General features: G+C 56.4%; 12 protein-coding genes. 2 read left to right on the top strand and 10 right to left on the bottom strand.

All coding sequences use genetic code 11. The annotated features are described in order from the left end of the window. Nucleotides 1-43: 43 nt before the first annotated feature. Nucleotides 44-514: a DUF1801 domain-containing protein gene (locus K5845_RS07935; protein WP_287958747.1), complete on the top strand. Its 471-nt coding sequence runs from the start codon at nucleotides 44-46 to the stop codon at nucleotides 512-514. A gap of 40 nt (nucleotides 515-554) precedes the next feature. Then, nucleotides 555-1,337, top strand: coding sequence for a hypothetical protein (locus K5845_RS07930; protein ID WP_287958746.1), 783 nt, complete (start codon nucleotides 555-557; stop codon nucleotides 1,335-1,337). A 101-nt stretch (nucleotides 1,338-1,438) separates the two neighbouring features. On the opposite strand, the gene K5845_RS07925 is transcribed toward K5845_RS07930, so the two are convergent. From K5845_RS07925 to K5845_RS07880, 10 genes are all read right to left on the bottom strand, one after another. Next, nucleotides 1,439-2,905: a DUF1254 domain-containing protein gene (locus K5845_RS07925; protein WP_502814128.1), complete on the bottom strand. Its 1,467-nt coding sequence runs from the start codon at nucleotides 2,903-2,905 to the stop codon at nucleotides 1,439-1,441. 221 nt (nucleotides 2,906-3,126) lie between these two features. Then, a complete protein-coding gene (locus K5845_RS07920; protein ID WP_287958745.1) occupies nucleotides 3,127-4,272 on the bottom strand; it encodes a GNAT family N-acetyltransferase in 1,146 nt (381 codons plus the stop codon). A gap of 298 nt (nucleotides 4,273-4,570) precedes the next feature. Next, nucleotides 4,571-4,927, bottom strand: a complete 357-nt coding sequence (locus tag K5845_RS07915) for a hypothetical protein (protein WP_046478686.1) — start codon at nucleotides 4,925-4,927, stop codon at nucleotides 4,571-4,573. Nucleotides 4,928-5,004: 77 nt separating this feature from the next. Then, a complete protein-coding gene (locus K5845_RS07910; protein WP_090229260.1) occupies nucleotides 5,005-5,553 on the bottom strand; it encodes a hypothetical protein in 549 nt (182 codons plus the stop codon). A 154-nt stretch (nucleotides 5,554-5,707) separates the two neighbouring features. Then, nucleotides 5,708-6,886 (bottom strand): vWA domain-containing protein, encoded by a 1,179-nt coding sequence (locus K5845_RS07905; RefSeq protein ID WP_287958744.1) that lies wholly within the window; start codon nucleotides 6,884-6,886, stop codon nucleotides 5,708-5,710. Between the two features lie 127 nt (nucleotides 6,887-7,013). Further along, complete coding sequence (locus K5845_RS07900; protein ID WP_090229265.1) at nucleotides 7,014-8,285, bottom strand: porin; 1,272 nt, start codon at nucleotides 8,283-8,285, stop codon at nucleotides 7,014-7,016. A 759-nt stretch (nucleotides 8,286-9,044) separates the two neighbouring features. Further along, nucleotides 9,045-10,316 (bottom strand): porin, encoded by a 1,272-nt coding sequence (locus K5845_RS07895; protein WP_287958743.1) that lies wholly within the window; start codon nucleotides 10,314-10,316, stop codon nucleotides 9,045-9,047. 248 nt (nucleotides 10,317-10,564) lie between these two features. After that, nucleotides 10,565-11,641, bottom strand: a complete 1,077-nt coding sequence (locus K5845_RS07890; RefSeq protein WP_287958742.1) for a TIGR01620 family protein — start codon at nucleotides 11,639-11,641, stop codon at nucleotides 10,565-10,567. Then, nucleotides 11,638-13,098, bottom strand: coding sequence for a YcjX family GTP-binding protein (locus tag K5845_RS07885; protein ID WP_287958741.1), 1,461 nt, complete (start codon nucleotides 13,096-13,098; stop codon nucleotides 11,638-11,640). Before K5845_RS07885 ends, K5845_RS07890 begins: the two co-directional genes overlap by 4 nt. 311 nt (nucleotides 13,099-13,409) lie before the next feature. Further along, nucleotides 13,410-14,258 carry an AAA family ATPase gene (locus tag K5845_RS07880; protein WP_287958740.1) on the bottom strand — a complete coding sequence of 283 codons (849 nt, stop codon included), beginning with the start codon at nucleotides 14,256-14,258 and terminating at the stop codon, nucleotides 13,410-13,412. Nucleotides 14,259-14,621: the final 363 nt, after the last annotated feature.

The raw sequence follows: 14,621 nt of genomic DNA, 5'->3' as shown, positions 1-14,621 counted from the left end.
AGTGTGGAAGGGTGCAGACCGCAACCGTCAAGAACCGATAATAATGATGACAAAAAACAAACCCACCCCAACGCAATCAACCGCCACACCCTCCCCCTCCCAACTCATCGACGCTAAAATCGAAGCGCTCGACGACTGGCGCGGCGCGATGCTCGCGCGCGTGCGCAGCGTCATCAAAAAGGCCGATCCCGAAATCGTCGAAGAGGTGAAATGGCGGAAGCCGTCGAACCCGAATGGCGTTCCGGTGTGGGAGCACACCGGCATCATCTGCACCGGCGAAACCTATAAGGATAAGGTGAAGCTGACCTTCGCCAAGGGCGCTTCCCTCAATGACCCTTCAGGCCTCTTCAACGCCAGCCTCGAAGGCAATGCGAGGCGTGCCATCGATATCCACGAAGGCGACAAGATTGACGAAAAGGCACTGAGGGCACTCATTCGCGCCGCCGTGGCGCTAAACACGTCCCACGCTAATTCTCGACCTGCCGGCACGCAAAAGAAGAAAAAAGGCGTATAAGGAGCGTAACGAAACACTCTACCTCCAAAGCCGCAGGACGATGCAAAGTCGCGATCCCGGACAATCAGCACCTGACAATTCTTCCGGAGTAGGCACTTGGGACCGCCTCACGGATAACCTCGGTAATGATCTGATTGCTTACGGAATGTTTGCGCTGATGTTCCTGATCATTCTCGCGGGCTCGGCGGCCGATCACTACGGAGTGACATCGAAGGCCGAAACCGTAAAAAGCGATCTGGCAGCCCTGCCGGATGCAGTCGGACAGCCATCAGGCACACGGGCCGTGCTAACAGGAACGATCGCGCGTGATGAAGAACCGATATTCCAGCACTTTGTCGCCTACGTGGAAGAGTCCTACCACGGTAGTGGCAGACACCAAACCAGAACCTGGCAAGAGGAAACCAGCTGGAAAAAGACATTCCGCATCGACACATCCACTGGGGCAATGCGCCTTGCGCGACCCAACTACACTTTCTCGCCCCGCGTAAGTTGGTCAAACGATCCCGTGATTTCGGAATGGGACCACACCCGAGCAAGAACAACGGAACCTCCGGGAACGTGGACCCGTGCACGACGCTTTCGCGGTTTTGTGCCTGGCGGTCCCGTGATCGCTGTTGGTACCGTGACGCCTGACGGCACACTCGACGCCGAGTATCTGATCGGTGAAACGCTTGAAAATGTGGAGGAGCGCATTGTTTCCGCTGCGAGCGGTGAAGCCACGAACACGTCGTACTGGCTCGCGCTCATCAGCATCATCGGCTTGGGTCTATCTGTCGGACTCTTTCTCCGCGATCGCGTCAAAAAGGTCTTAGGTCCCGAGTAACTGAATATCTCCAGATCTGCCGAGCAGTGGCCCGTGCAAAGCTGACTTCACGCCGCAACGGGACACTGTGACCATTGAAGTCACAGCGTCCCGACTCTGCCTCACTGAATCGCAAGACTGGGAATCGCATCCATCTTCTTGATCGCGGGCGGCGTCCATTCGCCCGTCAGTGCTTTCGTCTTCGGCGCATACAGACGCATCGTCAGGTTGAACGGCCCTTCTGGTGCCGGCAGCCAGTTTGTTTCCTTGTCCTTGCCGGGGTTCTCGCGCTGGAAATACAGATCGAGAGATCCATCGGCATTCCGCTGTAATGGCATCCAGCTCGAAATGGCGAACCTATTTAGACTGTTGGCGACCTGAAAGCCCTCCTTGTCGTAAAGGGTTACTGACCAGAACGCATCGACCGGCGGGATATCCGCCTTGTCGAAATGCAGAACGTAGGCGTTACTGCCGTCGAGGGGCTTGCCCTCGCTATCGCCCAGGCTGAGCGGATAGATCGCATCCTCCGGCACATTGGCGCCGAGACCGAGCTGAGTCACGATTGCGCGCTTCAGGTAGTAATTCCCATAGACGCCCATCGTGTCAGTGTTCAACGACCAATGATTGGCTACCCGGGCAAGCGTCGGCAACTTCCAATCCATCAACTGCCGTGCAGCCTTCGGAGCGTTCTCCAACGCCGTTCTGATGACGGGATCAACGTTCGCAATGTCGAAGCTCTTGCCGGGTTCGATACCCAGCCGTTTCATCCGCGCCAGGATCGGCTGGTCCGTGCCATGGGGTGGGTTTTCCTTCAGCAGCTCGGCAGCATAGGCAAAGTACTTGCCGGCGGGCATCGTATCGACCTGCTCCTTTGGCGGCGTTTTCATGTCGACGCTTTGATCGATCTTATGTTCCGGCACTTTTGTCTCTCTGCCCCACTGCGTCAGAGGCGTGACCTTAAAGCCGTCCTGAATTTTGTGGACGGCCTCGTAATCCGAGGGGCCGTCCGTCTTGGTGCGTCCGATGACCCAGACATGAGGCGTCAGCGCGTCGATCCGCTGCGTGCCTTCCGGCAGCTTGAATTCTTCCGCAAACCGATCCCGCAGATCCGGCCGCCACCCTGGCGGTGCAATGAGGAAATTTGCAGCTTCGGTGCCTGTGGTCCGCCAACCCGGCGATGCAAACACGTCCGTCCACATATCGAGCATGGGAAGCAGGTAATAACGGCCGTCGGTATCTGGAACCGATATAACGACGGGCTCCTTGCTGAGATCGAGCCATGCGCTGGAATAAAGCGTATCGAAATTGGGCCGCACGACGCCCCTGTCTTCCGCTTTAGGATACGCGCGGACGTTCGCGAACCAGTTAGGCGGTCCACCATACGAACCGGAGTCAGGCTTCAGGTTCGTCAATTGCTTGCGCGTAACGTCCATCGTGACGATGGGATAAAAATAAATGTAGGCGTTAGTCGCGATCGCGTTGGCTTCATCCTCAGGCATCGATTGCGATTTTGCTGAGGTGTTGCCCGTAGCAACCAGAGAAAAAATGAGAGCTGCCAAAACGTAATTGGCCACGGACGTCGACGTCATAAGTCCATCCTCCGTATTTGCCAGGCCACTAGAAATGATGGGTCTTCGCGCCGCAACCATAGGCGGCATGCGCAACGCGAGCACGGGCTAGCGGCAGGTATGGCTAACAACGTCAATTAGATACAGAGTAAGAACGCCTAATCGTTGCTGGACGTAACAACGCATTGGGCGGGTAATGCCGTGTTACGGACACCGACGTTTGCGGAATATTGGGCGATCCCTTAAGCGAACCGAGCAAGCGCCGGATGCAGCTTTGCGACCCGGGCTCGAACGCCCGGTGGAATTGAGTTCACGAGCTTCTTGAGGCGCGGGCGGCCCCAGCCGAGATATCCATTGACCCAGAGATAGCCGCGAAGACTTGAAGCCTTCGCATAGTCGTTCATGTCAACCACACCATCGGCCCAGTCCAGCTTGTGCTGCTCGCAGGGGCCCATGAAGTCATAACGCTCATAGCCAAACTCTTTGCAGAGCCGCAGATTATCTTCCGTCATCAGCAGCCCAGGGCTTTGCTTGTCGTAGTCGCTGTTGAACACAACGATATGGCCGCTAACGTTGTCTTTGCTCGCGAAGGAAATCTCTCCCGCAACGAGCTCGTCGCCACAGGTAAGCGCGATGACACGGCAACCCGTAGAATACCCGCCAACCCCTTCGGCAACGTCGGCGAAGAACGCTGTCGTCCGCTGATCTGACAGCCCGCTCGAAACGATGCCTTTTTCCTTGAGCCAACGATGCTTCATCTCAATGATGCGCTCCGTCAGCACGCGCGCCTCGGCGCCGTCGTAATGAAACGCGTGATTGACAACGCCTTTCTCTTCCAGCTGCCGCAGCGAGCGCCGGCGCTTTTTCCGATGACGGGACGAATAACGTTCCGCGTAAGCATCAAAGCTGTCCGCGCTCGCCAGATCGACGTAAGGCGCCGAATCCTGTCGCGTAACCTGTACACCGAGCTTCTTTAGAAGCGGCGTGATGGTGCCGTCGTCGCGCACCCGTCCAAGCGAGATGAAATCCGCGCTCACTTCACGGCGCAGATAGTCCCAGCCCATCTCCAGCAATTCGAGATCATCGGAAGACTTCTCGGCGAGCACATCGCCATACTGAGATACGGGCGCTCCGAGCCAGGTCAGATTGGTCATTCCGAAAACACGCTGGCGCACCATGGGCCAGACCATCACAAGCCGTCCGAACCGACGTCCCGTCAGGATGCACAGCTCCGTGCCGGAGCCTTCACCAAGGAAGTGATTGCACCAGTTCCAACACCAGCCAAAAGAAAGAAACGGATTGCTGAAGGCCCCGGAGCGGTCATAGAGCTCCGCCCATTCCTCAGCCAGCGCATCAAATTCGGCGCGGTCCGTAACAAGTTCGAGCAAGAGACTTGCCTCATACTGTGGTGCGCCTTTGCGCTGTCCTTTGCGATTGTGGCACCTCGACCCGAGGCAGGAGCCGTTCTGCAGATTACGGCAACTTTCACAAGTTCGCGTAAAGATCGGGCTATCGGCGCGATCGAAATTAGAGGAGCCGAAAAAGCTGTCTGCGGAAGCGAAGGCGTACATGGGGGCTGTCCGTATCACTTTGGAACATCTGCCCATGAACCCGGCAAACTTCATGCCGTCGCGTCACGCGTACACACAACCCGGAAAGGAAACGCCGTGCAGCCGCTGGGGTGCGCTAGATATGAGCGATTTCCAAGAGGCTCAGCAGCACAAGCAACCCGGCGAGTACGCTCAGCACCAGCCGGCCACGGGCAGTCTCTGCCGCGCGTTGGAGGACCAAGAGCGCGAAGATCGCGCTAGCCGAGATGAAGTTAATAAGGATTAAGCCCGTAGGCCCGATGCCACGCCAGCCAACACCCTCGGCGTACGATGCTGCAGCAACACCAAGAAGCAGCGCGCCGAGAAGGCGCGGCCAAAAACCCGTTTGAGGCTTAGGAAGTCCCAGTATGCGACAGGCCGTCAGCGGCAACAGCAGCAACACAGCCCCGCCCGTCGCCTTCAGCAGAGTTTCCAGCCACAGTAATTGCTGCAAAAGTCCCTCGCGCCCAATTCGACGGGTTCGCTAAGAGTAGAGCCGAGCGAGATGCGCGCCAGCAAATAGCAATGCAATCAGGGAAGCTTGTCGCGCTGGCTCTCCCACCAGCTCTCAGAGCCAAATGATGGGCCGCTATCGACGGTATCGCCGTCAAAGAACCCGCCCAGAAAACCCTGCTCCTCGGCCTTTGCAACCTGTTGAGGCGGTGCAGAATAATCTCCCGCGAGATGCCGTGCGAGATCCGTCTTGATCTGCGCCGTCCGGGTGGCATTGCAGTAATTGGGATCAGCTGCCGCGGCTTTCCCGACGCCGTTGTAACCCGTCTCGTAGATCACCTCGAGCCGGCCAAGATCCGTGACTTGAACGCCCTGTGCGGCTTCATACGCGAGGTAATTCGACTTCAAGGCAGCAGCATCAAAGTTATAACCGCATTTGGACGCCCGGGCTGACAGGCTCCCTACCTGCAGTGCGCGTGCTGTTGGGTCATTGCTGACTTGGGGCGCTGCCGCTGCGGCTTTCTGATCATCGCCACCAATCAGTGAGCCCGTGGTCACGCCACCTGCGGAGGAACAGGCTGCAAGCCCGAGCACGAGAAATGCGCTCATCACCAACCGAGCAGACATGGGAGGTCCTCCGAGAATTTTAGGCATCGCAAAGGTTTGCCCTAGCTCCTTGAAGGCGTCAATGAGTATGGGCGAACAAGCCACGAACCTTCCCCAGAATCGCCATTTCAGAGGGCTGAGAAGTAACTTTTCGTTACTTAAAGTTGCGACACGGTCACCGCATCAACTCGCGGATAGCCCGTTCCAAGCCATCCAGATTAAGGGGATACATGTGTCCCCCCATTAGCTGCCGGACCATTTTGATGGACGGCGTCCAATCCCAAACATCTTCGCTTACAGGGTTGAGCCAAACACAGCTGGGAAAGGTATCCCGGACACGTTGAAGCCAGACGGCGCCAGCTTCCGGGTTCATATGCTCAACAGAGCCGCCGGCGATACTGACCTCGTACGGGCTCATCGAGGCATCTCCGACGAAGATCACTTTGTAGTCAGAAGGGTAAGTATGAAGCACGTCCCACGTTGGTGTGCGCTCCGTCCAACGACGTTCGTTGTCCCGCCAAACAAACTCGTAAGGACAATTGTGGAAGTAGTAGTACTCAAGATGTTTGAACTCGCTCCGGGCGGCTGAAAACAGTTCCTCAGCGCCTTGGACGTGCCAGTCCATAGACCCGCCGACGTCAAAGAGCATCAGTACCTTGATTGCGTTGCGGCGCTCCGGGCGCAACCGAACATCGATATAGCCCTTATCGGCGCTGTGGCGGATCGTGCTTTCAAGATCGAGTTCTTCCGCAGCGCCCGCTCGAGCAAACTGGCGCAACTTCCTGAGCGCCACCTTGATGTTCCGGGTCCCAAGTTCCCGCGTGTCATCGAAATCGCGAAACTCGCGCTTGTCCCAGACTTTGACGGCGCGAAAATTCCTGTTGCCCTTCTGACCGATCCGCACGCCGGCGGGGTTGTAGCCATCCGCGCCGAACGGTGATTTTCCCCCGGTGCCGATCCACTTTGACCCGCCGGAGTGACGCCTTTTTTGTTCGGCGAGACGCTTACGGAGCTCCTCCATAATCTTTTCCCAGCCGCCGAGAGCTTCGATCTGCGCCTTCTCCTCTTCGGAGAAGTAGCGTTCGGCTTGAGAGCGCAACCACTCTTCGGGGATCTCAACTTCCGCCACGCCATCAGATAAGGTTTCCAAGCCTTTGAAGGTCTGTCCGAAAACCTGATCAAAGCGATCGAGATGGCGCTCGTCTTTCACGAGAGTTGCTCTCGCCAAATAATAGAAATCCTCCACCCGCCGACCGGCGATATCCGCAGCAAGACCCTCCATCAGAGTGAGGTACTCACGCAAAGTGACCGGGACCTTTGCGGCCTTGAGTTGATGGAAGAAGTCTACGAACACGAGCTATCGCACCTTGCCATACAAAACTGAGAACGCATCAAGAATACAGGGTATCGACCCCTATCACAAAACAAAGAAGCCGCTCAAATGAGCGGCTTCTCGTTTAAGTGCTTGTGCGTGTCTAAGATCAGAAGTTGATCAGAGCACCCGCGCCAACGTAGTGGAAGTCGTCATAGGAAACGCCCGAGTTATCATCATACTCGAGGTTGCGATACTTGATCCACATCGACATTGCGGCAGCATCGATTTCCTGCACGACACCCAGGCCCCAGACGTCGAGACCGGAGTCAGACGGGATACCGAAACCAGCTACGCCGGGGTCAGCTACGAAGCGTGTACCATCTGCTTCGTTGTTCAGGTATTCGCCATAAAGCACGGTGTGGCCAAGTGCGTGCCATTTCCGACGCAGACCGGCCTTGACGTACCAAGTCTGTGAATCTCCGCTGAATTCACTCGAGTCCAGGTATCCGTAGTTACCCAGCACGAACAGGCCAGAAGAGATGTCTTGAACGTAGAGACCTGCCTGGAAGTAACGCGTCGTCTCGTTGTTGAGAGCGCCCATATCCATGTCGGTCGTTTCGTTGTAGCCGATGGCGGCAGCCAACTTAAGGCGACCATGCTCGCCCGCGTAACGCGCAGCGACATCCCACATGTCATCTTCGCCCCACGATGCCGAAGCCGAGAAGCCGGCGAAGGTCGGCGTATCGTAGCGAACGACGTTCCGGGGAATACCGTTACAGTCACCCCAGGCACCACCCATGCCGGCGCAGGGCCCAGCAGCACCCCACGTAACGTCAGTAAGATTACCGGCACCGTCACGGATGAAGAAGCTGTTGACGTCGAAGGCCACCCAGTTGGCTGGAACCAGCGAACCGGAGCCGTCAACCAGAATTGCGAGGTTGTCGGTCGCCTGAGATTGAAGACCGACGCCCAATTTACCGAGCCGTTCGCTCTTCAAGAACCAGTAGGACTGAAGAACCTGAGCATCCTGCGGACGGCCAGTCAGAGCAGCAGGGCCGTTGTCGACATTTTGGCTGATCGTCAAACTGTCGCTGGAAATCGCTTCGATGTGCAGCACATAACCAGCGCTCCACTCAGAGTTGATCTGAGCGCCGCCAGTGAACTTAAAGTGCGAACCCAGCGTGGTGCCGAGGTCGTGGACGTAAGTGTTGGATTCCAAACCGTCGTCCCAGAACATCACCTGCTGTCCGACCCAGCCGGAAATCGTAAGGGACACCTTGCGGTTGCCTTTACGGGCTGTCGTGGCCTCGAGTTCAGCAATGCGCTCCTCAAGATCGGCGCAGCAGTCTCCCCCAAGGTCTGCAGCCGACGCGCTCGGCGTCAGCCAGCCTATTAACAGGCCGGCGGCCACCAGGGCGCTCAGACTAAATTTATTCATTGACCGTCTCCTAGTCAGCGTTGGCTTCAAGATGGCGGACGCCGAATACACAAACGCAAAACTATGCCGCGCTCTCGTAACGCGGCATCCAAATCAATCTAAAGATGGCAATACCGCTTGCCCGGAGGTTGGTTGATTCTCATTCCCGCCACAAACAATGAGTGGTGAATTAAATCGCCGGTGGATGAAATAGTGGCAAGGCAGCAACATAACGTTTGAGGGGTTTCACCACTCGCTTCAAACGAAAATCACGCAACGCGTTGGCGCCGAAGGAAAAAGAGAAAACCAACCAGCAACATCAGCGACAGACTCAAATCGGTTAAGAGTTGGGTAATAAATGCGTACTGCTGTGCAAAATATGAGCATGGCGTATGCCGCAGAAGGTGCTTGAACGTCCTGAAAAGCCGAAAAGTGATGCACAAATGCACACCTCGGCATGTGAGCACGGAAACAAGGACGTCATGCAGGCCAGCTAACGAGAGTGTCTCTTACGACAGAAAGCACTGCGCGCACATGCGAATAGCGCAGCGCTATGACGGATCTCGCTTCGAATAAAGAAATGGAACTGCACAACTCCGACGCCGAACATAAGGATCGTATGGATCGCTCACGTTTCGAGCAGCGTGACAATCGAGCTTGCATCGGGAAACCGTGAGCCCGCGCCATAAAACAATCACCGCGCTCTAAAATAGAAAGAAGCGGTCCCCAAAATCTGAGAACCGCTTCAACGTTATTCGCTTCTGGTGGTTTGCGCTCTGATTAGAAGGAGATCAGAGCTCCGGCGCCGACGTAGTGGAAGTCGTCGTAATCGACACCAGAGTTATCATCATACTCAAGGTTGCGATACTTGACCCACAGCGACATGGCAGCAGCATCGATTTCCTGCACAACGCCCAGCCCCCAGACATCAAGTTCAGACGAGGAAGCGAACGCGGAGCCATCACCAAGTGGATCGAAGTTGACGAAGCTACCTGAACCTTCGTTGTTCAGATATTCGCCGTAGAAAATCGTGTGACCCAAAGAGTTGAAGCGTGTGCGCCAACCAGCCTTAACATACCAAGTTTCAGCATCGCCAGTGAAGCTATTGGAGTCCAGGTAACCGTAGTTACCAAGTGCGAAGAGACCTGTAGGCATGTGCTGAAGATACAGGCCAGCCTGGAAGTATCTCAACGTCTCATTGTCGAGTGCTCCCATACCGGCATCGGTAACTTCGTTATAGGCAGCCGTAGCAGCAAGCTTGATACCGCTGAATTCACCAGCATAACGCACCGCGACATCCCAGAAGTCATCTTCACCCCAAGAGGCGGATGCTGAGAAGCCACCGAAGATAGGCGTGTCGTAACGAACAGAATTCGTCGTCAGACCGTTACAGTCGCCCCAAGCGCCACCCATGCCGCCGCAAGTAAATCCGCCATTGCCCCAGGTAACATTGGTGAGATTGCCGGCAGTGTCACGGACGAAGAAGCTGTTGACGTCGAACGCCACCCAGTTCGCCGGAACCAGTGAGCCCGAACCGTCCACGAGGATCGCCGCGTTGTCAGAGGCCTGAGATTGCTGACCGACAGACAGCTTACCCAGACGCTCACTCTTCAAGAACCAGTAGGACTGAAGAAGCTGCGCGCTGTTGCCGAGAACCGAGCCTCCCGTGTTGGGAACGTCCTGGCTGACACCCAAGCTGTCATTCGAAATCGCTTCGATGTGCAGCACGTAACCGGCGCTCCACTCTGACGAAATTTGTGCTTGGCCAGTGAACTTGAAATGAGAACCCAGCGTGGTGCCCAGGTCTGTTACGTAGGTGTTGGATTCTACACCGTCGTCCCAGAACATCACCTGCTGCCCGACCCAGCCGGAGACTGTGAGCGACACCTTGCGGTTACCCTTGCGGGCCGTGGTCGCTTCGAGTTCTGCAACACGCTCTTCGAGGTCTGCACAGCAGTCTCCCCCAAGATCTGCCGCGGATGCGCTGCCGGATGTCAGGCCGCCTGCCAGAAGGCCGGCTGCGACCAGCGCGCCTAAGCTAAACTTATGCATTTACCTTCTCCCGTCTACTCTACTCTTAAGCGCGGAGCACGCGATGCAACGCAACCCAAGGTCCCAAAGCGATGTGAGGCTTCCTCCCAACACAATCACCGCTCGCCCACGACTTATGCAGAATAATGACAATGAGGAAATAGGCGCCTACTATTTGTAAGCCTGAATGATTCGCCTCAGTTGCACACAAGTCACGCTTGTCGTGAGGGTGTACCATTTGGGAAAATCAGGCCACGGCGACCAAAAGTTTAGTCTTCCCCCTGACTGTCGCGGTTTTTGGATGTGCCCTTTGCGCCGAAGGCCGGTCGTAGCTCTGGAAAAGCCTCATAAAAAATATGACGAGCCCGCGGCGGCTTGGTTTCGGTAAAGGGAACCGGCCGACAGACTGAAATCGCCGCAACCCCAAGCCGTGCTGTCATGGCGCCATTAAAGGCGCCTTCCCCTAATTTCCGAGATATCCGGCGCAGCATATCCTGCCCGAGCACTTGCCCCCAAAGGTCATCGGTCAAGGCGATCACGCCCGTCGCCGCCATATGCCCGATAATCCAGCCAAACAAACGCAGGCCCCCGAAAAACCCTGGACGCCCCCCGTAAGCGCCCGCCAGCCGCCGCACCATGCGAAGATTTTCAAAAAGTACGAACCCCACAACGATAAACCCGATCGGAACAAGAGCCGTTGAAGCCCCGACGCGGCGCGCGGATTCATACACAAGCCGGCGGGCTTGAGCGTCTGGCCGAGCGAGAAGAACCCGCTCCCCTAAGCCAAGCAAGGCTCCCGGTGCCCGCATGTGACGTTCTTCTTCGCGAAACCGCCGAACATCCCAGCGGCCGTCTCGCGACCGCGCCACGTGGGTCTTCAGGCTTTGGACAACGCGTCGCTCCATCGCCGCGTCGCGCGTACGCAAAGCCGTTTCCGCATCGCGGCGCAATCGCGCCAGACGCGCCATGCGGAAAAATCCAATGAGCTCTTTAAGAATGAGTGCTGTTGCCGCTAGCGCAGCCAAAGACGCAAGTCCAAGCGCGAGCCAGCCAACCCAATCGTCTCTCGCCAGGGTGGCGGTGACAAAGTCCGTTACCCAAAGCGTGGCGGCGAGAAGTCCGAGGCTCACAAGCGAGCCCAGCAACAAGGTTCCCCAGCCAAGGCCCCTACGCGTCGTCGTCCGAAGTGAAGAAACGCTGGTGTCACCGGCATCCGTGTTTGTCGCATCTGAAGGCGCCCCGCCGGCATCGCTTTGCCTTTGCGGAATCTCTTCTGTAACGATGAAATCGGGATCGTCGGGGTCGAAGGCTTGTGGCTTTCGTCCTCCGCGTGCACCACCGGTCATGGCAAATGATCCTCGAACAAGAACGCAAAAGCCTTATCTAGCCCAATGTGTGGCCAGGCGTTTACCTGGGCTCCGGCTTCCCGACGCTCAAGCGTCGGCGGCCTGAATTTTACGAACCCGAAATGTTCCGGGCGGGCCCGATCCTCATCAAAAGCGTCAAGCGCATCTTCCGGGAGGTCACCGGGAAATACGACGGCGCCGCGTGAACCATCGAACGTTCTGACACCAATCCGCTCGCCAGCTTCCGGTATCCCACGCACTCCAAAAAGGTGCTCCCCTTGAATGTCCTTATGAACATCGGTTGTCGCCTGCAGAGCGGCCAAAGCAATACACTGGAAAGCACTTCCCGCTGCTTCCGCGCGCTTTGCAGCCCGAGAGACCGAGTTGGAAAGAATATCTTCCAATTGCCTATGAGCGTTGCGGTGCACGTGATCGGCTTTTGTTGCGGCGAAGGCGATGCGATCAATACGTCGCCCCAGGATATAGGCCAGCCAACTCTCCGAACGCGGACGTATGGCACGCATAACGCCTTCAAGGCCGTCTTCGAGGGCGCGTAACCCTTCTGCCCCCCCGTTTAAAGCACTGAGCACATCGACAAGGACGATCTGACGGTCGATCCGGCTGAAGTGTGCTTCAAAAAACGGTTTGACGATATTCTTGCGATAGCTGGCAAAACGCCTTTCGAGTAGCGCCAGCAGGCTTTCAGACTCAACCGCGCCGCCTTCCGTCTTCGTGGGAAAGAACGTGAGCTGTGGCGACCCCTCAAGATCCCCCGGCAAAAGAAAACGACCAGGGCCAAGTCCCGCATAGGGCGTGCCTGAATTGCGCGCCGACTGAAGAAATTGAGTGTAAAGTTCCGCGCCTCGGATCGCCACTTGCTCATCCGCGACGCCTTCCGGATCAACGGTCGACAGAAATTCCAAAAACGGCTTGGCCAAGGCGGAAAAGACCGGCCGCTGAACCGTATAAAGCGCGTGTTGGGACCACTCTTGATAGGATTGGTCCAGCAGCGCCAGATCAATCAGCCATTCACCCGGATAATCGACGATGTCGATATGCAACCGTTGAGAAAGTCCGAGAAACTCGAATAGACCGCCGCGCGAAGGCCACTCCAACGTAAGCCGCAGTTCACTGATACGGCGCGTACTTTGCGGCCAATGAGGCGGTTCACTCTGAAGCGCATTGAGGTGATCCTCATACTGGAAGCGCGGGACATCGTCGTCCGGTTGCGGCTCAAGATAGGCGCGCAATCCTTCGATACCGGAGAGCCGAGCGAAAGGTGGATTGGCACCACCCTCACAGAGACATTTGACGAGGGCCGTGATGAAAACGGTCTTACCGGCACGCGAAAGCCCGGTCACACCCAACCGCAGAGTGGGCGTGATCAAGTCGCCAACATACGCACCGGCGTGCTCTAGCGTGAAACGGGTGTCTCGGGAAATTTGGGGGAGTCTCAATAGAAGGCCTCGCTCATACCTCCCCATAAGTCGCTAATGTCGTGACGCAGTGCAAGATCCAGCGACGGATATGCACTGCAACGCACGTTCGACCTTCAAGCTGGCAGTAACACGAGGATCCCGGCTCCAATCACGATTAAGCCGACAATCAGAATGATGCTGTTACGGATAATTTCTCCCGCCATCCGAGTATTGAGCTCCTTTGGCTCTCAAGAACTTGTGATGGCAAAGAAATATCACGCTGATCCTGAACGTAGGATGAGCGCGCTTGTGCGTATGTTTAAGATGTAGTCCAGGGGCAGACAAACGCCTTAAGCTTCGCCCTTGCGCCGCGCCATGAACGCCAACCGTTCGAACAGATGAACATCCTGCTCGTTCTTGAGCAGGGCCCCGTGAAGCGGTGGAATGAGCTTGCGTGGATCGCTTTCACGTAGCGTTTCCGGACCGATGTCCTCGTTCAAGAGCAACTTAATCCAATCAAGGAGCTCTGACGTCGACGGCTTTTTCTTCACGCCTGGAACATCACGGAGTTCGTAAAATACCCGGAGCGCCTCCGAAACGAGCTGTTGTTTGAGATTGGGAAAATGGACATCCACGATTTCGCGCATCGTGTCCGGGTCCGGAAATTTGATGAAATGAAAGAAGCACCGCCGCAGAAAGGCGTCGGGGAGCTCTTTCTCATTGTTCGAGGTAATGATGACGATGGGGCGTTGCGCGGCACGCACAACTTCCCCCGTTTCGTAGACGTGAAACTCCATCCGGTCGAGTTCCTGAAGAAGATCGTTGGGGAACTCGATATCTGCTTTATCGATCTCATCGATCAGCAGAACGGGCCGCACTTCACTGTCGAACGCTTCCCAGAGTTTGCCTTTGCGGATGTAGTTCTTGATGTCATTAACCCGCGACTCTCCAAGCTGACTATCACGCAGCCGCGAGACGGCATCATACTCGTAGAGGCCTTGTTGCGCCTTTGTCGTGGATTTAACGTGCCATTCGATAATCGGCAGCCCGAGCGCCTTCGCAACCTCAAGTGCGAGAACCGTTTTTCCCGTTCCCGGCTCACCCTTGATGAGCAGTGGCCGCTCTAACATGATGGCGGCATCCACAGCGATACGCAGATCATCCGTCGCGACGTACGACGAGCTACCTTCGAATTTCATGGTCATCCCTTATATGGGCCGGTTTCCCACTATCGGAGCTGCCAGCCTCGTTAATTCCACTTTTATGACCCAATTGGAGAAAACGCCACCCCCGCGAAATACTCAGAACGCCAGCGCAGCAGGCGAACATGCCACCAAGGGATCACCCGCATGTGAGGGGGAGGGCAGAAAAATACCTTGAGCGTGCGCGCTTCGCATTGTAGCGCTGCACCAGAATTCAACGATATTTCTTGCCCCATCTACAAATTCTTGACAGTCACAGAGGTTCACATACATACCGGGCACAAAACATGCACGGAGCCCTTGTTGATGGGTACAGGAACGTCAACGATCTGCTCCTGGAGGCTTTGATGAGCAAGCGGG

The organism is Filomicrobium sp. (assembly GCF_025698805.1).
Lineage (GTDB): Bacteria > Pseudomonadota > Alphaproteobacteria > Rhizobiales > Hyphomicrobiaceae > Filomicrobium > Filomicrobium insigne.
The sequence above is the reverse complement of the archived record's forward strand: the minus strand, read 5'-3'. Positions and strand labels throughout refer to the sequence as shown.

Coding starts and splice junctions, on each gene's coding strand:
- K5845_RS07935 (WP_287958747.1), top strand. CDS start 44: ATGATGACAAAAAACAAACCCACCCCAACGCAATCAACCGCCACACCC.
- K5845_RS07930 (WP_287958746.1), top strand. CDS start 555: ATGCAAAGTCGCGATCCCGGACAATCAGCACCTGACAATTCTTCCGGA.
- K5845_RS07895 (WP_287958743.1), bottom strand. CDS start 10,316: ATGCATAAGTTTAGCTTAGGCGCGCTGGTCGCAGCCGGCCTTCTGGCA.
- K5845_RS07880 (WP_287958740.1), bottom strand. CDS start 14,258: ATGAAATTCGAAGGTAGCTCGTCGTACGTCGCGACGGATGATCTGCGT.
- K5845_RS07925 (WP_502814128.1), bottom strand. CDS start 2,905: ATGACGTCGACGTCCGTGGCCAATTACGTTTTGGCAGCTCTCATTTTT.
- K5845_RS07910 (WP_090229260.1), bottom strand. CDS start 5,553: ATGTCTGCTCGGTTGGTGATGAGCGCATTTCTCGTGCTCGGGCTTGCA.
- K5845_RS07890 (WP_287958742.1), bottom strand. CDS start 11,641: ATGACCGGTGGTGCACGCGGAGGACGAAAGCCACAAGCCTTCGACCCC.
- K5845_RS07900 (WP_090229265.1), bottom strand. CDS start 8,285: ATGAATAAATTTAGTCTGAGCGCCCTGGTGGCCGCCGGCCTGTTAATA.